This is a genomic window from Methylocella sp. CPCC 101449, from assembly GCF_031921685.1.
GTDB lineage: Bacteria > Pseudomonadota > Alphaproteobacteria > Rhizobiales > Beijerinckiaceae > Terripilifer.
Map to the genome: position 1 here is coordinate 1,376,926 of NZ_JAPDHU010000002.1, position 19,720 is coordinate 1,396,645.

At 61.3% G+C, this 19,720-nt stretch carries 20 protein-coding genes; 10 read left to right on the forward strand and 10 right to left on the reverse strand.

What is annotated here, in order from left to right; genetic code table 11:
- Positions 1–175 precede the first annotated feature (175 nt).
- The 4 genes from OIM99_RS17365 (at position 176) to OIM99_RS17380 (ending at position 6,017) form a co-directional block, all read left to right on the forward strand.
- Positions 176–1,264, forward strand: a complete 1,089-nt coding sequence (locus tag OIM99_RS17365) for an efflux RND transporter periplasmic adaptor subunit (protein ID WP_311851703.1) — start codon at positions 176–178, stop codon at positions 1,262–1,264.
- Positions 1,261–4,362, forward strand: a complete 3,102-nt coding sequence (locus OIM99_RS17370; protein ID WP_311851704.1) for an efflux RND transporter permease subunit — start codon at positions 1,261–1,263, stop codon at positions 4,360–4,362. The genes OIM99_RS17365 and OIM99_RS17370 overlap by 4 nt, the downstream gene beginning before the upstream one ends.
- Before the next feature lie 196 nt (positions 4,363–4,558).
- The gene (locus tag OIM99_RS17375; protein ID WP_311851705.1) at positions 4,559–4,744 is read left to right on the forward strand and encodes a hypothetical protein; all 186 of its coding nucleotides are present in this window, start codon (positions 4,559–4,561) and stop codon (positions 4,742–4,744) included.
- Positions 4,745–4,877: 133 nt separating this feature from the next.
- Complete coding sequence (locus OIM99_RS17380) at positions 4,878–6,017, forward strand: amidohydrolase (protein WP_311851707.1); 1,140 nt, start codon at positions 4,878–4,880, stop codon at positions 6,015–6,017.
- Positions 6,018–6,127: 110 nt separating this feature from the next.
- Here the strand turns inward: OIM99_RS17380 and OIM99_RS17385 are convergent, their stop codons facing one another.
- Entirely contained in the window at positions 6,128–7,402 is a 1,275-nt protein-coding gene (locus tag OIM99_RS17385; protein WP_311851709.1) for an MFS transporter, read from the reverse strand.
- 306 nt (positions 7,403–7,708) lie between these two features.
- Between OIM99_RS17385 and OIM99_RS17390 the strand changes: the two genes are divergently transcribed.
- The 5 genes from OIM99_RS17390 to OIM99_RS17410 all read left to right on the forward strand — a co-directional run bounded on the left by OIM99_RS17390 (position 7,709) and on the right by OIM99_RS17410 (position 11,136).
- A complete protein-coding gene (locus tag OIM99_RS17390) occupies positions 7,709–8,470 on the forward strand; it encodes a LysR family transcriptional regulator (RefSeq protein WP_311851711.1) in 762 nt (253 codons plus the stop codon).
- A 98-nt stretch (positions 8,471–8,568) separates the two neighbouring features.
- Positions 8,569–9,219, forward strand: coding sequence for a hypothetical protein (locus OIM99_RS17395; protein WP_311851712.1), 651 nt, complete (start codon positions 8,569–8,571; stop codon positions 9,217–9,219).
- Complete coding sequence (locus OIM99_RS17400; RefSeq protein WP_311851713.1) at positions 9,213–9,803, forward strand: hypothetical protein; 591 nt, start codon at positions 9,213–9,215, stop codon at positions 9,801–9,803. The genes OIM99_RS17395 and OIM99_RS17400 overlap by 7 nt, the downstream gene beginning before the upstream one ends.
- A 13-nt stretch (positions 9,804–9,816) precedes the next feature.
- Positions 9,817–10,173 (forward strand): Rieske 2Fe-2S domain-containing protein, encoded by a 357-nt coding sequence (locus tag OIM99_RS17405; RefSeq protein WP_311851714.1) that lies wholly within the window; start codon positions 9,817–9,819, stop codon positions 10,171–10,173.
- Complete coding sequence (locus OIM99_RS17410) at positions 10,174–11,136, forward strand: TAXI family TRAP transporter solute-binding subunit (protein WP_311851716.1); 963 nt, start codon at positions 10,174–10,176, stop codon at positions 11,134–11,136.
- A gap of 59 nt (positions 11,137–11,195) precedes the next feature.
- Here the strand turns inward: OIM99_RS17410 and alkB are convergent, their stop codons facing one another.
- The gene (gene alkB, locus OIM99_RS17415; RefSeq protein ID WP_311851717.1) at positions 11,196–11,858 is read right to left on the reverse strand and encodes a DNA oxidative demethylase AlkB; all 663 of its coding nucleotides are present in this window, start codon (positions 11,856–11,858) and stop codon (positions 11,196–11,198) included.
- 2 nt (positions 11,859–11,860) lie between these two features.
- The gene (locus tag OIM99_RS17420; RefSeq protein ID WP_311851718.1) at positions 11,861–12,580 is read right to left on the reverse strand and encodes a 2OG-Fe(II) oxygenase; all 720 of its coding nucleotides are present in this window, start codon (positions 12,578–12,580) and stop codon (positions 11,861–11,863) included.
- Positions 12,581–12,938: 358 nt separating this feature from the next.
- Between OIM99_RS17420 and OIM99_RS17425 the strand changes: the two genes are divergently transcribed.
- Positions 12,939–13,889, forward strand: coding sequence for a cation transporter (locus OIM99_RS17425; protein ID WP_311851720.1), 951 nt, complete (start codon positions 12,939–12,941; stop codon positions 13,887–13,889).
- Position 13,890: 1 nt separating this feature from the next.
- On the opposite strand, the gene recO is transcribed toward OIM99_RS17425, so the two are convergent.
- From recO to OIM99_RS17460, 7 genes are all read right to left on the reverse strand, one after another.
- Positions 13,891–14,643 (reverse strand): DNA repair protein RecO, encoded by a 753-nt coding sequence (gene recO, locus OIM99_RS17430; protein WP_311851722.1) that lies wholly within the window; start codon positions 14,641–14,643, stop codon positions 13,891–13,893.
- Positions 14,644–14,650: 7 nt separating this feature from the next.
- Complete coding sequence (locus OIM99_RS17435; RefSeq protein ID WP_311851723.1) at positions 14,651–15,856, reverse strand: MFS transporter; 1,206 nt, start codon at positions 15,854–15,856, stop codon at positions 14,651–14,653.
- Positions 15,857–15,858: 2 nt separating this feature from the next.
- Complete coding sequence (era, locus tag OIM99_RS17440; RefSeq protein ID WP_311851725.1) at positions 15,859–16,767, reverse strand: GTPase Era; 909 nt, start codon at positions 16,765–16,767, stop codon at positions 15,859–15,861.
- Between the two features lies 1 nt (position 16,768).
- A complete protein-coding gene (gene rnc / locus OIM99_RS17445; protein ID WP_311851726.1) occupies positions 16,769–17,482 on the reverse strand; it encodes a ribonuclease III in 714 nt (237 codons plus the stop codon).
- Positions 17,483–17,486: 4 nt separating this feature from the next.
- Complete coding sequence (gene lepB / locus OIM99_RS17450) at positions 17,487–18,263, reverse strand: signal peptidase I (protein WP_311851727.1); 777 nt, start codon at positions 18,261–18,263, stop codon at positions 17,487–17,489.
- A 286-nt stretch (positions 18,264–18,549) separates the two neighbouring features.
- A complete protein-coding gene (acpS, locus tag OIM99_RS17455) occupies positions 18,550–18,948 on the reverse strand; it encodes a holo-ACP synthase (RefSeq protein WP_311851728.1) in 399 nt (132 codons plus the stop codon).
- Positions 18,949–18,955: 7 nt separating this feature from the next.
- Positions 18,956–19,714: a pyridoxine 5'-phosphate synthase gene (locus tag OIM99_RS17460; RefSeq protein WP_311851729.1), complete on the reverse strand. Its 759-nt coding sequence runs from the start codon at positions 19,712–19,714 to the stop codon at positions 18,956–18,958.
- Positions 19,715–19,720: the final 6 nt, after the last annotated feature.

Genomic DNA, 19,720 nt, shown 5'->3' on the forward strand with positions numbered 1-19,720 from the left:
CGCCTCCCTCCAAGCTTGAACATGATTATACGGGCGAGCGTCGTTCTCCGATGAGGAGAGCGGGTGTCGCCTGATTATTCCAAGTTCTTTATTGACATATCTATCGCTCCTCCTATTATCCAAGCAAATATTTGGAAAATAGAGACTGGCGATGATCCGGCGATTGATAGTGGTGATGGCCCTCCTTCTTGTGGCCTTTGTCGGGCTTTTTCTCTGGAAACAGACCAGGGAATCCCTGGCTGCCAGCGCCTCGGCAACCGCCACGCCTGCACCGATGCCGGTTGCAACCGCGGTCGTCGAAGCCGATCCAGAACCGGTGCGCCTGCCCTCTGTCGGCAGCCTGGAAGCCGTGCGTCAGGTCACGCTTGCGCCCGAGGTCTCCGGCCGCGTCGTCCGCATTGCCTTCACGCCAGGCGCGAGCGTGCGCGAGGGCGATCCGCTTGTGCAATTGTTCGATGCGCCCGAACGCGCCGATCTCGTCAGCCTGCAAGCCAAGGCGAAATTCGCGCAATCGCAGCTCGGACGTTCGGAAAGCCTGGTGCCCACTGGCGCGCAGACCCGCGTCACCCTCGATCAGCGCAAGTCCGAATTCGAACAGGCCTCCGCCGACATCCAGCGTACCCAGGCTTTGATCGCCCAGAAAACCGTGCGCGCGCCCTTCTCCGGCGAACTCGGCCTGCGGCGCATCAATGTCGGCCAATATCTCAATGCTGGCGATCCCATCGCCACTTTGACCGATCTGTCGGAAATCCACGTCAACTTCGCTCTGCCGCAACAGACACTTGGCAAATTGCGCCTGGGACAGACCGTCGAGGTGAAAACCGACGTCTTCCCGGACAAGATTTTTACCGCACGGGTCACTGCCATCGAACCGCAGATCGGCAACGACACACGCAACGTCACTTTGCAGGCGACTTTGGCCAATCCCGATCGCCTGCTGCGCCCCGGCATGTATGTGCAGACCGAACTTGTGCTCTCGTCGGAACCGCAGCTCCCCACCGTTCCCGATACAGCCGTTCTCGCCTCTGCGGCCGGACCAAGCGTCGTACTGGTGCGCGACATCCAGGGCAATGTCGGAACCGCCGAACACCGGCAGGTTCAAACAGGTCGTCAAGTCGGCGAGCGTATCGCCATCGTGGAAGGACTTGCCGCAGGTGATGTGGTGATCACGTCGGGCCAGTTGCGCATCATGCCCGGCGCGAAGGTGCTGGTGCGCAACCAGAAGACCGTCCGGGCAACGTCGCGCGGCGGGAGCCTGCAATGAGTGAGCCAAGCCACGCGAACCAAAACGCCCGCTTCACCGATATTTTCGTGCGCCGTCCGGTGCTGTCGCTCGTCGTCAGCCTGCTCATCCTGCTGATCGGCGCCCGCGCGCTCTTCTCCCTGCCCGTGCGCCAATATCCGGTGCTTGAGAGCGCGACGATCAGCGTCGAAACCCTCTATCCCGGCGCCTCGCAAGATCTCATGCAAGGTTTCGTGACGACGCCGATCGCGCAGTCGATCGCGACCGCCGACGGTATCGAGTATCTCACGTCCGTCTCCTCGCAAGGCCGCAGCGTGGTGAAGGCGCGCCTGCGCCTCAACGCCAATGCCGATCGCGCCATGACCGAGGTGATGGCGAAGGTGCAGCAGGTCCGCTACAAGCTGCCGGCCGAGAGCTATGATCCGGTCATCACCAAACTGACCGACGAGCCGACGGCGGTGATCTATCTGGCTTTCGCCAGCGATCGTCTCTCGATCCCCGAAATCACCGATTACGTGGTGCGCGTGGCGCAGCCTTTGGTGACGACCGTGCCCGGCGTCGCCTCCGCCGACATACTCGGCGGGCAGAACCTCGCCATGCGCGTCTGGCTCGATCCGACGCGCCTGGCCGCCCATGGCCTCTCCGCCGCCGACGTGGCAACCGCCATTCGCGCCAACAATGTGCAGGCCGCACCCGGTCAGGTGAAGGGCTCGCTCACAATAGCCAATATCGCCGCTGATACCGATCTGGTCAGAGTCGACGCCTTCCGCGCCATGGTGGTGAAGGCCGGCAGCGAAGGGCGCGGGCTGGTGCGGCTGGGCGATGTCGCGACCATCGACATCGGCGGCCAGAATTATGAGTCGAGCGCCATGATGAACGGCCGCCGCGCCGTCTATATCGCCGTCAACGCCACGCCATCGGGCAATCCGATTGATATCGTGCGCGGCGTCACCGATCTCATTCCGGCGATGGAGCGCAGCAAGCCGGGCGATCTCGAAATCGCCAATAATTTCGATGTCGCCCGCTTCGTCACGGAATCGATCGACGAAGTGCGCAAGACGCTGATCGAGGCAATTGCCATCGTCGTGGTGGTGATCTTCCTGTTTCTCGGCTCGCTGCGTGCCGTGATCATCCCCGTCATCGTCATACCCTTGGCCTTGGTCGGCTCGGCGGCGCTGATGCTGGCGGCTGGCTTTTCCCTCAATCTCCTCACTCTACTTGCCATGGTGCTGGCCATCGGCCTCGTGGTCGATGATGCCATCGTCGTCGTCGAGAACATCCATCGCCATATCGAGGAAGGCGCGCCGCCGGCACGCGCCGCCTTGATGGGCGCGCGCGAAATCGCCGCCCCTGTCATCACCATGACCATCACCCTTGTCGCGGTCTATGCACCGATCGGCCTCATGGGCGGTCTCACCGGCGCGCTGTTCCGCGAATTCGCTTTCACTCTCGCGGGCTCGGTGATCGTGTCGGGTATCGTGGCCCTCACCTTGTCACCGATGATGGGTTCCCTGCTCCTCAGTCCCAATGTGTCGGAAGGCCGTTTCGCCAAGGCCATCGAACATGTCTTCGCCCGCGTCACCAGCGCCTATGAAGGCGCGCTTGGCGCCACCCTTGCCTCATCGCCCGCCGTGCTGCTCTTCGCCGCCGGGGTCATGCTCGGCCTCGTCTTTCTGTTCTCCGGCGCCAAGCGCGAACTAGCGCCGCCGGAAGATCAGGGCTCGATCATGGCCGTGGTCAAAGGCCCGCAATATGCCAATCTCGATTACACCGAACGTTACGCGCCGCAGATCGAACAGGTGTTTCGCACTTTGCCGGAAGCGGAGATGAGCTTCATCATCAACGGCACCGATGGCCCCAATGCCGGTTTCGCCGGCGTCAATCTGGTCGACTGGGCCAAGCGCAAGCGCGATGTCGCCACCTTGCAGGGGCTCGTCCAGGCCGGCGTCAATGCGATCGAAGGCGAAAGCATTTTCACCTTCCTGCTGCCGCCCTTGCCGGCTTCAAGCTCCGGCCTGCCGGTGCAGATGGCGCTGCGCGCGCCCGCCGACTTCACCGACATCTACAAGACGATGGAAACTCTGAAGGCCAATGCGATGAAGAGCGGCCTGTTCGCCGTCGTCGACAGCAACCTCACATTCGACAGCCGCTCCGTGCAAATCCGCATCGATCGCGGCAAAGCCAATACGCTTGGCGTAACGATGAAGGACATCGCCGACACATTGGCGGTCCTCGTCGGCGAAAATTACGTCAACCGCTTCAATCTCAGCGGCCGCTCCTACGACGTCATCACCCAGGTGGCGCGCGCCGACCGGCTGTCACCGGAAACTCTGGGCCGCTATTACGTCAAAACCGGTTCGGGACAATTGATCCCCCTGTCCACCGTCGTCGCCGTGACATCAGGCAGCCAGGCCAACCGGCTGAGCCAGTTCAATCAGATGAATGCGGTGACCTTTTCCGCCGTGCCGCTCCCCGGCGTCACCATGGGCGATGCGGTCGCCTTCTTGCAGAAACAGCCTCTACCATCAGGCTATTCGATCGATTGGCTCGGCGAGTCCCGTCAATATGTGCTGGAAGGCGATCGTCTCACCATCACCTTCATCTTCGCGCTCGTCGTCATCTTCCTCGTGCTGGCCGCTCAGTTCGAGAGCTTGCGCGATCCTCTCGTCATTCTCGTCTCGGTGCCGCTGTCGGTCTGCGGCGCGCTCATTCCGCTCTATCTCGGATTTGCGACGCTCAATATCTATACGCAGATTGGCCTCGTCACCCTGATCGGGCTGATTTCCAAGCACGGCATTCTGATGGTCTCCTTCGCCAACGATCTGCAACGCGACGAGGGGCTCGATCGGCGCGCCGCGATCCTGCGCTCCGCCGCCGTGCGCCTGCGGCCGATCCTGATGACCACGGCCGCCATGGTCGCAGGCCTCGTGCCGCTCGTTCTCGCCAGCGGCGCCGGAGCCGCTAGCCGCTTCGCGATCGGCATCACGGTGTCGACCGGCATGCTCATCGGCACCCTCTTCACGCTCTTCGTGCTGCCCACCGTCTACGCCCTGATCGCCCTCGACCACCGCGCCGCCGCCCGGACGGAACGGGCCCGGGTTCTCGCCGCTGTGGATTAAAATTCTCAGGAAAAACACAATGAAAACAGGCCCATCAAAACCGACGCCAAACTGTTGCAGACTTGCACTAGATAGCGCTGCGGCGGGAGGTTACACGGCCTCCCCCGGCACCGTGCGATTCGACACATCGCTCCGGTCGCACGAGGGCTAGTTTCACACCACTGGATCAAAGCTGTTTGTCGCCACAGGCATGACCATGACCCGCTTCGTCACTTTCACGCTCAGCCTCGCCCTTCTCGCCAGCTTCACGCTGATCGCCTTGACGCCGCCCTCGGCGCAGCTCAAAGCGCGCGAGAACAGCGACTGCCGTCAGGTCGAAGTGCAGCTCGACGAAGGCTACGGCATTTCCGGGACGGTGGTGCAGCAGGTCTGCCCGCGCTGATCGCGCATCCCATTCCCTAAGCTGCTGAACGCAATCAGACCGACCAGCCCCGCAGCGAACGCCAACGCTTGAGTACGGTTGTGTCCTTGCCAAGCGTGTAAAAGCCGCGCACCATCCGGCCATGGACGCATCCTTGGTCGACACACTCACCGCTTGGCGTCGTCATCTGCACGCCCATCCCGGTCTTTCCCTGCATGAGGGCGAGACCGCAGGCTTTGTCGTCGAAAAACTCAAACAGCTCGGCGTGGAAGAGATTGCCGAGGGCATCGGCGGCCATGGCGTCGTTGCCACCTTGCGGCGCGACGGCAATCGATCCGTCGGCCTGCGCGCCGACATGGATGCGTTGCCGATCGAAGAGGCAACCGAGGATCTGCCGTGGCGCTCACGCAACTCTGGCGTCATGCATGCCTGCGGCCATGACGGTCACACCGTCGCCCTGCTTGGTGCGGCGGCGCTGCTAAAGAACGATCCCGACTGGTCGGGCACCGTGCATCTGGTGTTCCAGCCAGCGGAAGAAGGCGCCGGCGGCGCGAAATCCATGATTAAGGACGGATTGTTTCAACGCTTCCCGATGGAGCGCATTTTCGGCTGGCACAACTGGCCGGGCCTGCCGGCCGGTACGATTGCCGTGCATGACGGCCCGGTGATGGCGGCCGGCGCCCGTTTCGATATCCATTTCGATGGCCATGGCGGCCATGCCGCTCTGCCCCATCTCACCCGCGATCCGGTGATCGCCGCCGGCCACGCCATCGTCGCCGTGCAATCGGTGATATCGCGCAATCTCGATCCGGTGGCCGGCGGGGGCGTCGTCTCCATCACCAAGATGGAAGCCGGCACGGCGATGAACCAGGTTCCGGCCAGCGCCGTCCTGCGCGGCACGGCCCGCTGGCTGCGCCAGGAAGACGGCGACATCATCGAGAGCGCCTTGCAGCGCATCGTGCAAGGCATCGGCGCGACATTCGACGTGGCGGGGCAACTGGAGTTTCGCCGTATCATTCCGCCGACCATCAATCATGCGGCAGAAGCCGATCTCGCCGCCGCGGCCGCCGCAGCCGGCGGCGCTCTGCGCCGCGACGTGCCACCCGCCATGACGGGCGAAGATTTTTCGTGCTTTCTAAACGAAGTGCCCGGCGCGTTCGTATGGATCGGCAATGGCCCCACCGACGGCGGGCGCGAATTGCACAGCCCGCATTACGACTTCAATGACGCCATTCTGCCGCGCGCCTCCGGCTATCTCGTCGAAGTGGCAAAGCGCGCGCTGGTAGCAGGCTGATCGGCAAGATCTCGTTTCTACTCCAACGCCCCCATGCCGCGATCTTGTGGATCGCGGCACGATGATGCCATCAAAGATGCCGTTGCCGAGTGAACGTCGAAGCGTCCTCTTCAGGCTTCCTTGTATCGCGGCAAAAGCAGCGTCGAGAGAGCCAATATAACGGAAAGGGCGCACAGGACCAAAAGCCCCGGCTGATAGCTGCCGAACGTCGCCGCCGCCCAACCGATGGCAAACGGGCCGAACGATGCACCCAAAGTATGCAGAGCAAACAAGAACGCAAACAAAGTGGCAAATGCCGCTCGGGCGAAATAGCGGCTCACGAGGAAAGCGAGAAAGTCCATTTCGGCTCCGATGGCCAAGCCGATCCCGAACGCGGACAGCGCATAGGCAATGGGCGAATTCGCAAAGTACATAGATAGAAAGCCCACCGCGGTGACGCACAGGACGGCCAACATGACCCTGGGCGCGAATATGTGGTCGATCAACCCGCCAACGATGATGCGCCCTGCAACCAGAGCCACGCCAAGGATGGACTGATAGGCGGCTGCCTGCGCCACCGTCATGCCCTGCGCCTGAAGCATGGGGACAAAATTGGTGATGCTGGCAATGAGGATGGCCCCCATCATGAAGGCAAAGAAAGCCAACACCCATGTCGTTCGAACCGCCGCAGCCGATTTAATCAGATCGAAACGCGGCACGGCGTTGGCTGGCCCTCGATCGGCGGCAGCGGCGGGATTTGGCTTCAAAGCAGCCATCATCAAAGGCACGCAGAAAAACGCGATCGCGATGCCAAATATCAGAAACGTGTTCCGCCAACCTAGATTGGAAAGAAGAGCCGCCGACAATGGCGGCATCGCCGCCGCGCCCGCGCCGACGCCCATCATCGTCAGGCCCAATGCCAGGCCTCGTCTGCGATTGAACCATCCAACCACGATGGTCGCGTAGGAAGCCGGTAGCGTTCCGCTGCCGAGAACCCCCATCGCGGCGAACGCGATATAAATATCGAGAGCATTTCCGGGGATGACCGACATCAGACAAAACGAAATCGCCAGCAACATCGATGAAACGATGGTGATCGACCGTCCGCCAAATCTATCCGTCAGAACGCCCCAGATGGGGCCGGCCACCACGACCGTCAAGCTGAAGACCATGAAGATCGAGGAAATCTGGGTGGCGTTGAAGCCAAGATCTTTCGCCATAGCCGACCCAAGAACGCCATAGGAATACACGACCAAGACGCCCATGCTGAAGAACAGGCCCATGAAAGCAGCCGCGACGACGAGCCATCCGCGTCGCGAATCGACGAGATCATCCGAGAGTGATTTTGGCGGCACAACGATCGCCTGCGCTCCCTGATGGTGCGCATCGAGCTCGGCATTTGCCATTAGCGTTCCCCTTTCGCCTGGATTGTGAGCGAGCTTCGCCACGATCGTGCTGCTCGCATCGTTCTGATTTATTCGACCCGAACAGCGTCCCTTACGATGTTCGGTCCCGTCCCGGCTCGTTCCGTTTGATCGGCATATTTTTCGCCTCGAAAATCGAGCAGGCGCGCAATTCATTCGAAATGAGAATGTGCCCGTCAATCCTGGATTCGAAACTTTTTAAGGTCGGCATGAGGCGATTGATTCAGAAGCTCATTTGAATACGACGCTCACCTATGATATCATTTTGATATCACTATTGAGGACACTATGAAGCTGAATCAACTTCGAGATGTGGTGGCCATAGCCGAGTTTGGAGCGATCCGCCCGGCCGCCAGACATCTGACAATCCCTCAACCGCTCCTGAGCCGAAACCTGAGCAATCTGGAGAAGGAGCTCGGAAAAAAGATCTTCGAACGCCGATCGGAAGGCATGCAGCCGACGGTTTTTGGCAGCATCGTCATTGATGGCGCGCGAAAAATCCTCGGCGAAGTCGAACAATTGAACGATGCGATATCCGAACATCACTACAGCCAATCTGCTAGGCGCAAGAAACCCGAACTCAAGAAGCGTTCGATAGTCCCAGGCGGCAGGGATCGAGCGAGCCATATCTTCATCGACCTGGTGTTCGAGATTTTTCGATCTTACGGGCGAATCATGAAAGTTGGCGACGTTATGGGGCAGCCGATCGGCCTCACCAGTTCCCGTTGGCAGGTCATGGGTTCTCTCAAGCACAACAAGGCGAGCGTTTCGGACATCGCCCGTTATATGGGGCTCCAACGACAAAGCATTCAAAGGACCATAGATCTGCTACGTCGGGAAGGCCTGGTGGAGCTGATCGATAATCCGAAGCATCGACGTTCGAAGCTGGTCGCCCTCACACCAAGTGGTTGGAAAACCATCGGGGAAGCCGACAATATCCGCGATGATTGGATCAAGAGATCGACAGTTGGCATTTCCACATCGGAACTTGAATCCGCATACACATTTCTACGCCGCGTCAGGAAGCGGCTCGGCGATCGTCTGGAGTAACGCGGCCTCTATTGACAGCAGACTGACAAATTATTAGATTACTAATAATGAGATGATCGAGCGCCTCGATGCGCCGAACACATCCAGGGAGGTCAGCGATGATTTACTCCGATCTATACGTCAATGAATCGATCGAGAAGATCGCGGAGGATTGGGACTATCTCAACGAGCGAGTGATCAAGCGTTTCTTCGGCTTCAAAGCCGTCGGCGATAACGTCGTCGGCATTCGAACGGTGATGCCAGGCTCCGTCACCGAGCTGAACGGTTCAGCCCCACCCGTTGCGCTTGTCTCCGTTCGCAAGAACTTCGAGATCGGCCCTCAGGGTGTTGTCGAAGTCCCCCGCATACCATTTTCTCTGCATGTCACGCGGGCGGGAACACCGCACCGCACGGAACATGTGTTCGGCTATTGGCACATCAACGACAAGGATGAGATCATCATCACCTTGCCGCCCGACGACGATGAACCCGGAAAAATCATTATCGTCATGGGAATGCCAACGGGCGAGGAAACCGATCGCTTCGCTTGGTACTGCGAGAAATGCGTGACGTTGTTGTTCATGCGCGAACTCGTCAGCGGCAGAGACTTCAGAAAGTTCTGGGCAGCGGAATTGGCGGCGGTCAGGGAATACAACGCCGATCCCAAGCACCAAATGTGTCCGAGCTGCGGCCATAAAAACCAGATGGCTTATTCCGGCATGCAAGCCTCGGACAAATCCGAAGAACGCCAGGCGAGGATGGTATGGTAAACCTCGGCTACGTTCCCTCGGAAAGGCGAATCCCTGCCCCCGATATGTCCTTCGCACGCCTGTTCAAGCAGCATCGAAGCAAATGGGAGGTCCGCGGACAGTATGCGATATGGACGGGATCACGCTCGTCCGACGAAGCCAAATATCGTTTGCTGGAGCGTTTGGATCGAAATGTCGTCCGTGTCGAACAGGCGAATGGTCGACAACTCATGCACCGGATCACCGCCGGAACCGAGTTTACCATCGAGAATCTGGCGGGATATTGGCTCACTTTCGACGTGGATTCGATCTGGATCGACGTGTCGTCGGCCGCTACTCAACATTGCGTTCTCCTTGTCGGGGGATCCACTGAAGCGGAGGGCAATGCAAGCGTCGGCTGGCTCTGTCCAAAGTGCGGCGCCTCCGTCTCCTCCAAGAGATTCCAGCATATCCTGCGGGACCTCCCATCGTTCTTAAACGCTGCCGACAAGCTGGTCGAAGCTTTCAACGCTGATGCGGCTGTTAGAACCTGCGAGGAATGCGGCATCACCCATCCACCCAGCCATGGCATGACGCAGGACGAGCCCCTCGTCTCAACTCTTTGAACGGAGCTCTTCGGTGTCACACGTTGGCGAAACAACATCCGTTCTCGCTCTCCTATGCGCTGAAGCGGACATTCCAGGAGACGGAGCAATATTTTCTCGCGTCGTGAACGGGAAGAATATTGCTTTGGCGCGCAACCCGAACGCCCAAACGGGTGTCGTCGCCTTCTCAGCCCAATGTCCCCATATGCAAGCGCCATTCCGCTTCGGGCGCGTCGTCAATGGCGAGGTGATCTGCCCTTGGCACTTCTTCAGATTCGACACCGAAACCGGAAGCACGGTTCAGTGCGAAAGCATCATGAAGCTCGATACCTACCCCGTGCGGATCGCCGACGGGAACGTCTACGTCGAAGTTCGAAAGCAGGAGCAGTAAATGTCGGTTACCAGTCTAGGCCCGCGTCTCGATTTCAAAATTGTAGCCGATTGGGGAAATGCAAATTTTCACACCATCGCCGGCTGGATTCTAGCACATCTGCGTTGGCAATCGGCTCCGCAATCAGAGTTCTGGATCAAGACCGGTACCGGCTACGGCGACAATCTTGAAGCCTTGACTTCGAAGGAGGTTGACTTGGCGATCACGACCCCCTTCGACGTGGCGCCCGAGTGGGCCATGGCGGGGAGCCACTTCTTTCAAGGCAAGCCGGCGCCTTTTCTGCGTAGCCTCGGTTATCTGCCTCAAAACGACCGATTGGTCTTTGCCATTCGCGAGGACACGGGCATCACTTCGTTCAAGGATCTCCGCGAGAAGAAATTCCCGCTCAGGCTCGCCACGACCACGCGCACGCCCGACAATCTGATGACCTGGATCGCCGAACGCGTCTTGGAATTGCATGGCATCAAGATCGAAGAATGGGGCGGCGAGTGGCTTGGGCACGACTATCCGAGGATTTGTATTCCGCAGGTCATCGACGGCAAGGCCAACGCGGTGATGAATGAAGCGATCGTCGTTCCGCAATGGCGCGAACTCGTTGCTAAAATTCCCATGCGCTTCCTGGCGTTCGAGGAAGACGTTCTCCAAACCTTGGAGAACGACTATGGACTGAGACGGGCCACGCTTTCAGCCGGCACCCTTCGCGCTCCCATGGATATTCCGTGTATCGATTTCTCGAACTGGGCGATTTTGGTGCGCGACGATATGGACGAAGATCTCGCCTATCGCATTACCGGCATTATGGTGGAGCAAAGAGCGGAGCTGGAAGGCCGCTACAAGCACCTGCCGTCTGAAATTGCGCCCATGACCTATCCCATCGATCCCTATACGATGTGGAAGGGCGTCGGCGCCCCGCTGCATCCAGGCGCGCAACGCTACTATCGGGAACATGGCTATATGGCATAGCCATTTGAGTTGACGTCTCGTCGTGCCGCCTCTGGCGGCACGATCAATATTTCCAACGTTCAAGTCCGATCCCCCGCCTGCCGGAACGTCAGATTGTAACGCACCGCACCGGTCATCGGATGATCGCCGTCGCGCAAGGTGTCGACGCCATGAAAGGTCATGCGCGCCGGCCCGCCCCAGACCACCACGTCGCCGTGAACGAGGCGGAGACGCCGTGGCTTGTCGGCGCGGGCGAGACCGCCCCATAGAAAGGTCGCTGGCAGACCAAGCGACGCGGACACGATCGGGGCCTCGAGCCGACGCTCGTTGCGATCCTGGTGCAAGGTGAGCCGTGCGCCTGGCACGTAGCGATTGACAAGGCAGGCATCGGGCGTGAAATCGGCGAAGCCCGCCCGTGCTGCCGCCCGTTGCGCCAGATCGAGAAAAGACGGCGGCATCGCCGGCCACGGCTGGCCTGACTCGGGATCAAGGCGGTCATAGCGATAGCCGCTGCGATCGCTGACCCAGCCGAGCGCACCGCAATTGGTCATCGCCACGGACATCGTCCAGCCACCGGGCGTGACCAGATGCCGGAACGGCGCCGCCCGGGCAATCGCCGCGACATCCTGCAACAGACTCTCCGCCTCGGCACGGGCAAAGCCTGCGAGCAGCATGGCGCCGGGATCGAGGGCAATATCCTCTGGCGCCGTCTCGAATAGATCGCTGGCAAAAAGATCGCTCATGATCATGTCGCATCGTGAAAGATCACGCCCAGCGTATGGCGGTGGCCCTGCCGCAGCTTGCTGACACCATGGCGCAAGGCGACACGATAGTCGCCGCGTGTGCCTTTGTGCGGGCGGCTGTTGACCGCGAAGATCGCCGCATCGCCCTTGTTCAGCGGCACCACAGCCGGCCGCGTCTGCATGCGCGGGCGCTGTTCGGTGAGGACCAACTCGCCACCCTCGAAATCGGCGCCGGGCTGGGAGAGCAGCACCACGAGCTGCAGCGGAAACACGTGCTCGCCGTAAAGATCCTGATGCAGGCAGTTATAGTCGCCCGATCCGTATTGAAGCAGCAAAGGCGTCGGCCGCTTCTGTCCCGCCTGATGGCAGCGCTCCAGAAAGGCGGCGTGATCCCCAGGAAAGCGCACCGGCATGCCCATGCGCGCATGCCATGTATTGGCGATCGGCACCAGATGCGGATAGACCGCCGTGCGCAAATCCTGGATCAATTTCGGCAAGGGATAGGCGAAATAGCGATATTCGCCTTGGCCAAATCCATGCCGTGCCATGACGACCCGGCTACGGAATGTCTCGCCGCCATGGCCATAGAGCCCGGCGATGCCGTCGCATTCCTCATCGCGCAGCAGTTTCGGCAGGACCGTCCAGCCTTGCGCATCGAGATCGGCGGCGGCCGCCGCCCAATCGACAGCGGCGACGCGCTTTTCCACCGAGCGATCAGTCACGCGACGGCCTCCCGTTCGGCCCGAAACAGCAATAGACACGATCCGTATCGGATAGATATCGATACCAATCGTTTGTATTGTGGGGAGGCGGCGAAATGTTCAGCCGAGCCCCATCATGGCCGCGAAAAGGTTGCGAAATCGTTCGTTCCTTCAAAAACATTCCTGGATCGCTTGAGTTGCGGGCCGGCCCACGGCCAGCGCCTATTCCCGCCTATCTGAGGGCTCGCCTCTCGCGAAAACCACCCGATTCCGACGAAACGAGCCGCTCGATCGCCTCTCATACGAAAGGCCTTAACGCGCTCATCACGGTTCGGCCTATAAATGTGGGAAGCCGCAGACGCAGGACGAGGACGAGACGATGACGACGGAACAAGGCGTCCTGCGCTTCTCCATCATCATGACCTTCGTCCTGGCCGGATTCGGCATTCTGTTCGGCCTTTTGTCGGGCTCGTTCTCGATCGTCTTCGACGGCCTCTATGCCCTCACCGACGCCAGCATGACCGTCCTCTCCCTGCTGGTGACCAATCTTATCGCCGCCTCGACAGCCGGCGGCCCAAAGAAGAGCAAGCTCGTCGCCAATTTCACCATGGGCTTCTGGCATCTCGAGCCGATGGTGCTGGGCCTCAACGGCACCTTGCTGATCGGCGCCTCGATTTACGCGCTAATCAATGCCGTTGGCAGCCTGATGTCAGGCGGGCGCGTGCTGAATTTCGATCTCGCCATCGTCTATGCCGTGGTCACGGTGGCCCTATCCGTCGGCATGGCCCTCTATGGCATGAAGGCGAACAAGACCATCCGCTCCGATTTTCTCGCCATGGATGCCAAGGCCTGGGTGATGTCGGCCGCCCTCACCGCCGCCCTCCTCGTCGCCTTCATCTTCGGCTATTTCATTCAGGGCACGCGCCTACAATGGATGTCGCCCTATGTCGACCCGGCGATCCTCGCCCTCGTCTGCCTAGTCGTAATCCCCATTCCCTTCGGTACGGTGCGCCGGGCATTGGCTGACATCCTGCTCGTCACCCCCGCCGAACTCAAACAGCATGTCGACGAAGTGGCCGAGGTCATCGTCGCCCGCTACGGCTTTCTCTCCTACCGCTCTTATGTCGCCCGGGTCGGGCGCGGTCGCCAGATCGAGCTTTATTTCATCGTCCCCACCGGCTGGCCGGCGAAGCGGCTGGAGGAATGGGATCGGATCCGCGATGAAATCAGTGAGGCCATCGGCGGCGATACGGCCGATCGCTGGCTCACCATCGTCTTCACCACCGATGAGGAATGGGCTGACGGCACGCCCCGCGAAGTGATTGAATAGATCAGCTTTTGCCGCCGGCAGGATCGATCATCGCAAGACCGGCCGCCGTCAGATAGCTGCGGCGCGTCAGCCTCTCAGCCCCGCCGCGCGGCTGCAGCACATCGCGGTCGAGAAAGTACCCGGTCAAGCGGAAACCATCGGCGATCTCGGCCCTGTCCGGCACGCCCTGCCACGACAGCCCCCGCAGGAAGGCCGGCAGTGGCAGCAGCCGATCCTTGTAAGGCTCGCCGGCTGCGGCACTCACCGCCCGCCCCGTCTTGGGTGAAACATAGATCAGCTCATCATTCCTCCCGGTGGCGGCGCATTGCGACAGATCGAGACGGAAACCCAGCTCCGACAGCACTTCCAGCTCGAAGCGCACCATCAGCGCCGGCCCCAGCTCCGGCTCGCCCAGATGGTCCGCCATGGTCGTGGCCATATCGTAGAGCGTTTCGTGCGGATCGCGCTCCGGTAGCAGCCGCAGCAATTCGCCCATCAGATTGATGCCGGCGAGCGCCAGCGGCGAACTCATGATCTCGGCGGCGCGCACCTTCCCCACTTCCAGGGTGAACAGACCGAGATGCTCCTCCAGCCTTGCCCGCCACGTCACCTCCGCGCTGTTGCCCTGCTGCAAGGTCGGCTGCATGCGCCGGGAGCGACCGCCCTTGACGATGCCCATGTGGCGGCCATGGGCGCGCGTCATCAGTTCGACGATGAGGCTGGTCTCGCCGTGCTTGCGCAACCCAATGATGATGCCCTCATCGCGCCATTCCATGCGCGCCTCACTGTGACGGCGCGCGACGCGCCAGAAGCACACCGGCGATCAATGTGCCGGTCATCAGCAGCCCAGAGAACAACGCCACGCCCGACCAGCCAGCACTACTCCAGAACAGGCCACCCGCCGAGCCGGCGATGCCGCCGCCGATATAGTAGAATAGCAGATAGAGCGAGGACGCCTGCGCCTTATCCTGTTCGGCCAAGGCCGGCGCATAACCGCTGCAAATCGCATGCGCGCCAAAGAATCCGAACGTCATGATGGCGAGGCCAATGACAATGCTGATCAGATAGTCCGGCGTCATCAGGATCAGCCCGACGATCATGATCAGAATCGACGCCACAAGCACCCGCCCGCGCCCGAAACGAGCCGCCAGATTGCCCATGGTCGCCGAGCCGAGGCTGCCGATCGGATAACAGGCGAAAACCAGGCCGGCGAGGCTCTGGCTGAAATTGAACGGCGGCGCTTGCAGGCGAAAGCCGACGTAATTGTAGAGCACCATGAAACCGCCGAGCAGCAGAAAGCCCTCGTAGACCAGAAGCACCATGCCGGGATTGCGAAAATGCCGGAACAGCGAAGCAGCAAGCCCGCTGAAATGCAGCCCACGCGGCACGAAATGCTGCGACGGCATCAACGCCCGCCAGAAAATCACTGCCGAGACCAGCCCCGTCGCGGCGATGAAAGCCATGGCGATACGCCAGGAACCGTAATCGGCGAGCACGGCGACGAAGAGCCGGCCCGACATGCCACCCAGAGCGCCGCCGCCGATATAGAGGCCGACGGCCGGCGCCACGGCCTGCGGCTCCATCTCTTCGCCGAGATAGGCCAGTGCCACGGCCGGCATACCGCTGAGTGCCACACCGGCCAGCGCCCGCAACCACAGGATCTGGTTCCACTGGGTCGCCACCGACAATAGCAGCGTCAAAACGGAGGCCGCGACGAGCGCACCCAGCATCAGCGGCTTGCGCCCAAAGGCTTCGGCGAAGGAACTCGCGAACACCATCGCCACGGCCAGCGTGATCGTCGTCAACGACAGAGCAAGAGAGCTTTGTGCCGGCGAGACATGAAATTCATCGACGAACAGCGGCAGGATCGGCTGCGTGCAATAGAGCAGTGCGAAGATCGAAAAGCCGCAGGAAAAAATCGCCAGCGAGGTACGCCGATATTGCGGCGTGCCCTTGGCGATGCGCCCTGCCCCGGCCGTTTCCCCCACGATTATTCCTTGGGAAATTCGAGACCCATTTCGCGATAGCGATCCGGATCGTCGAGCCAGCGCTCACGCACTTTCACGAACAGGAACAGATGCACTTTCTGTTCGGCCGCCTCGGCGATGTCCTTGCGCGCGGCGCTGCCGACCGCCTTGAGCGTGCGGCCACCTTCGCCGATGACGATTTTCTTATGCGCGTCGCGCGTCACATAGATCGTCTGCTCGATGCGCGCCGAACCATCGGGCAGATCCTTCCACTGCTCGGTCTCGACGGTGAGATTGTAGGGCAGTTCGTCGTGCAGCCGCTCGAACAGTTTCTCGCGCGTGATCTCGGCAGCGAAGACGCGCATCGGCGCTTCGGTGATCTGGTCTTCCGGGAACAGCCACGGACCGGGCTTCATCTTGCCCGCCAGTCGCGCCAGCATCGTATCGACGCCATAGCCCTTGAGCGCCGATACCATGAACGTCTCGTCGAAGGCACACAGTTCATTGACGGACTTGGCGAGGCCAAGCAGCGTCGTATTCTCCACCGTGTCGATCTTGTTGAGCACGAGGGCCTTCGGCAGCGCCACGTCTTTCAGCCTGGCGAGGATTTCACGCGCTTCGTCATCCAGCCCCTTGCGCGCATCGATCAGCAGACACACCGCATCGGCATCGATGGCGCCGCCCCAGGCACTCGTCACCATGGCGCGGTCGAGCCGGCGCTTGGGCTGAAAAATGCCGGGCGTATCGACGAAGATGATCTGCGTCTTGTCGTGCACGGCGATGGCGCGCACCTGCGCCCGCGTCGTCTGCACCTTGCGCGAGACGATCGACACTTTCGCGCCCACCAAAGTGTTGAGCAGCGTCGATTTGCCGGCATTCGGTGCCCCGATCAGGGCGACGAAGCCGCAGCGCGTTTCCGTATCAGTGGTCAATTTATACCTTGTCCTTGCGGTCGCGAACTTTTTCGCGGGTCATGAAAGCACGCGCCGCCGCCTGTTCGGCCACCCGCTTCGACGTGCCCTCGGCCTCCGCCGGCGGATAGCCTGTCACTTCGACGGCAATTGTAAAGTGCGGCGCGTGGTCGGGGCCGGAGCGGCCGGTTTCGCGGTAATGCGGCGGCTCCTTGCCGCGCGCCTGCGCCCATTCCTGCAGGACGGTTTTGGGATCGCGCAGCGGGTTTTTCGGCGCCATCATCCGCGGCGACCAGTTGCGGCGCACCAGATCGCGCGCCGCGTCATAGCCGGCGTCGAGAAACACCGCGCCGATGATGGATTCGCAGACGTCCGAGAGAATGGCCTTCTTCTGCGAACCGCCGGTCTTCACCTCGCCACCGCCCAGCCGCAGCCAGTCGCTGGCGCCCCATTGGGTGGCCACGTCGGCACAGGCTTCCCGCCGCACGAGGTCGGTGAGACGTTGCGACATCTCCCCTTCGGTCGCCTTCGGAAAAGTCTCGAACAGCATCTCGGCCACGGCGAGCCCCAAAACACGGTCGCCGAGAAATTCAAGCCGCTGATAGGACTGGGCCCGTTTCGCCGTGGTCACCGCGCTGACATGCGTCAGCGCCGCCTCCAGTAAATCGCGGTTGGTGAATTGATGTCCGATGCGCTCTTCTAACGGTCCGAATTCGGGCCGGGTTTTTCGCGCCATCCGCTCACCGCACAGGCGTGAAGATGCGATCCCAGCGGACGCTCCAGGGCCACCGCCACACTTGCCACGCGGGCTCGCCTTCATCGACCGAGAAGAAGATCACTTCGGCGCGGCCAACGAAATTCTCGAACGGCACATAGCCGACGCCACCGTCATTGGCCGGGACGCGCGAATCCGTCGAATTGTCGCGGTTGTCGCCCATCATGAAATAATTGCCCGGCGGCACCGTGTAGACATTGGTGTTGTCGTAGAAGCCGGTGTCGCCATCGCGCTCGATCACGGTGTAGCTGACGCCGTTGGGCAGGGTTTCCTTATAGGTCGGCACTTCGCTATCGCGGCCGAAGGCATCGCGGGTGCGGATCTTGGCGATCGGCATGCGCGGCACGAGCTGGCCGTTGATGAAGAGCTTGCCCTCGATCATCTGCACCCGGTCGCCCGGCAAGCCGATGACGCGCTTGATATAATCGGTTGAGCCGTCGCGCGGCAGTTTGAACACGGCGACATCGCCCCGCTTCGGCTCGGAGGCCAGTACGCGGCCGGAGAAGACATCCGGGCTGAACGGCAGCGAATGCTTGGAATAACCGTAGGAATATTTCGAGACGAACAGATAATCGCCGATGAGGAGCGTCGGGATCATCGAGCCCGACGGGATGTTGAACGGCTGGAACAGCAGCGTCCGCACCACGATGGCTATGAGAAGGGCTTCGATGACGACCTTGATGGTCTCGCCTATGCCGCCTTCGGCCTTTTTTGCCACCCGCTCCACCTTCCGGTCCGACATGCCGCTATCCGTCTGTTCGCGCCGCTGACGCGGGCTGTTGCGCCGAGCACGAGCGGACGGCCAACCATCCGTCCGTATAGTCCTGGAACCCGGGTCCGCCAAGGCTCATCCTTGGCAAAATCCCCGATATCGCCCGCGAATGCACGGCGATTTGATCCCAAAATCAGGCTCTTGTAGGGCGCGGTGGAAAGGCCCGGAAACAGTGGGAGAGCCGCCCGGGGCCCTCATCTGCGACACCCCACCCGACCGCAAACAAACTGCGGCCACCTGATTCCACGGGTGATTCTCAGGGCCGGAAGGCCTCGATCACCACGAAAGCTTGAGCATAAGGGTAATCATCGGTGATGGTCACGTGGATCAGCGCCGTCTGGCCGATGGGGGTCAGCTCCTGCAGACGCATGGCAGACTTGCCGGCCAGCACCATGGTCGGCCGCCCGCCCGGCATGTTGACCACCCCCATGTCCTTCCAGGCGATGCCCATGCGGATGCCGGTGCCCAGAGCCTTGGCACAGGCCTCCTTGGCGGCGAAGCGCTTGGCATAGGAAGCCGCCCGCTCCGCCCGCTTGTCCGAGCGGGCGCGCTCGATATCGGTGAAACAGCGGCGGGTGAACCGCTCGCCGAACCGCTCGAGGGTGTCCTCGATGCGCCTGATGTCGACGAGATCGGAACCGATGCCCAAAATCATATCTTGCTCATCTCTTGCTCTCGCCTGCGGCGCGGCCTTCCTGCATTGCCTTGCGCATCTGCGCGATGGCGGCGGGCAGACCGATGAAAATCGCCTCGCCAACGAGAAAATGGCCGATGTTGAGTTCGACGATTTCGGGCAGCGCCGAGATCGTGCGGGCGGTGTCGAAGTCGAGCCCGTGGCCGGCATGGCACTCGATGCCGAGTTCGCGCGTGAAAGCCGCCGCGGTGCGGATGCGTTCGAATTCGGCGTCGGCCCGTTCGCTCTCGCCATGGGCCAGCGCATCGCACCAGGCGCCCGTGTGCAATTCAATCACCGGCGCACCGATCGAATGCGACGCTTCCAGCGCCTCGCGCGACGGCTCGATGAACAGCGACACGCGAATGCCGGCCCGCTTCAACTCGGTGGTGACGACCTTGAGGTGATCATGACCGCCGACCACGTCGAGGCCACCTTCCGTCGTGCGTTCGCTGCGCTTCTCCGGCACCAGGCAGGAGGCATGTGGACGCGTCGCCAACGCAATCGCGACCATGTCGTCGGTCGCCGCCATTTCGAAGTTGAGCGGTTTGGAGATTCCGCGCTTCAATCGCGCCATGTCCTCGTCGCGGATATGGCGCCGGTCCTCGCGCAGATGCGCAGTGATGCCGTCGGCCCCGGCCGCGATGGCAACCAGCGCGGCGCGCACCGGATCGGGCAAGGCCCCGCCCCTTGCATTGCGCACCGTTGCCACGTGATCAATGTTCACCCCAAGGCGCACTTGCCCCATCACGCT

Excerpts from the sequence above, each read along its gene's own strand:
- OIM99_RS17390 (WP_311851711.1), top strand. The coding sequence starts at position 7,709 with ATGAAGCTGAATCAACTTCGAGATGTGGTGGCCATAGCCGAGTTTGGA.
- OIM99_RS17385 (WP_311851709.1), bottom strand. The coding sequence starts at position 7,402 with ATGGCAAATGCCGAGCTCGATGCGCACCATCAGGGAGCGCAGGCGATC.
- OIM99_RS17365 (WP_311851703.1), top strand. The coding sequence starts at position 176 with ATGGCCCTCCTTCTTGTGGCCTTTGTCGGGCTTTTTCTCTGGAAACAG.
- OIM99_RS17395 (WP_311851712.1), top strand. The coding sequence starts at position 8,569 with ATGATTTACTCCGATCTATACGTCAATGAATCGATCGAGAAGATCGCG.
- OIM99_RS17410 (WP_311851716.1), top strand. The coding sequence starts at position 10,174 with ATGTCGGTTACCAGTCTAGGCCCGCGTCTCGATTTCAAAATTGTAGCC.
- lepB (WP_311851727.1), bottom strand. The coding sequence starts at position 18,263 with ATGTCGGACCGGAAGGTGGAGCGGGTGGCAAAAAAGGCCGAAGGCGGC.
- recO (WP_311851722.1), bottom strand. The coding sequence starts at position 14,643 with ATGGAATGGCGCGATGAGGGCATCATCATTGGGTTGCGCAAGCACGGC.
- OIM99_RS17370 (WP_311851704.1), top strand. The coding sequence starts at position 1,261 with ATGAGTGAGCCAAGCCACGCGAACCAAAACGCCCGCTTCACCGATATT.
- OIM99_RS17375 (WP_311851705.1), top strand. The coding sequence starts at position 4,559 with ATGACCCGCTTCGTCACTTTCACGCTCAGCCTCGCCCTTCTCGCCAGC.
- alkB (WP_311851717.1), bottom strand. The coding sequence starts at position 11,858 with ATGAGCGATCTTTTTGCCAGCGATCTATTCGAGACGGCGCCAGAGGAT.
- OIM99_RS17425 (WP_311851720.1), top strand. The coding sequence starts at position 12,939 with ATGACGACGGAACAAGGCGTCCTGCGCTTCTCCATCATCATGACCTTC.
- OIM99_RS17460 (WP_311851729.1), bottom strand. The coding sequence starts at position 19,714 with ATGGGGCAAGTGCGCCTTGGGGTGAACATTGATCACGTGGCAACGGTG.
- OIM99_RS17400 (WP_311851713.1), top strand. The coding sequence starts at position 9,213 with ATGGTAAACCTCGGCTACGTTCCCTCGGAAAGGCGAATCCCTGCCCCC.
- rnc (WP_311851726.1), bottom strand. The coding sequence starts at position 17,482 with ATGGCGCGAAAAACCCGGCCCGAATTCGGACCGTTAGAAGAGCGCATC.
- acpS (WP_311851728.1), bottom strand. The coding sequence starts at position 18,948 with ATGATTTTGGGCATCGGTTCCGATCTCGTCGACATCAGGCGCATCGAG.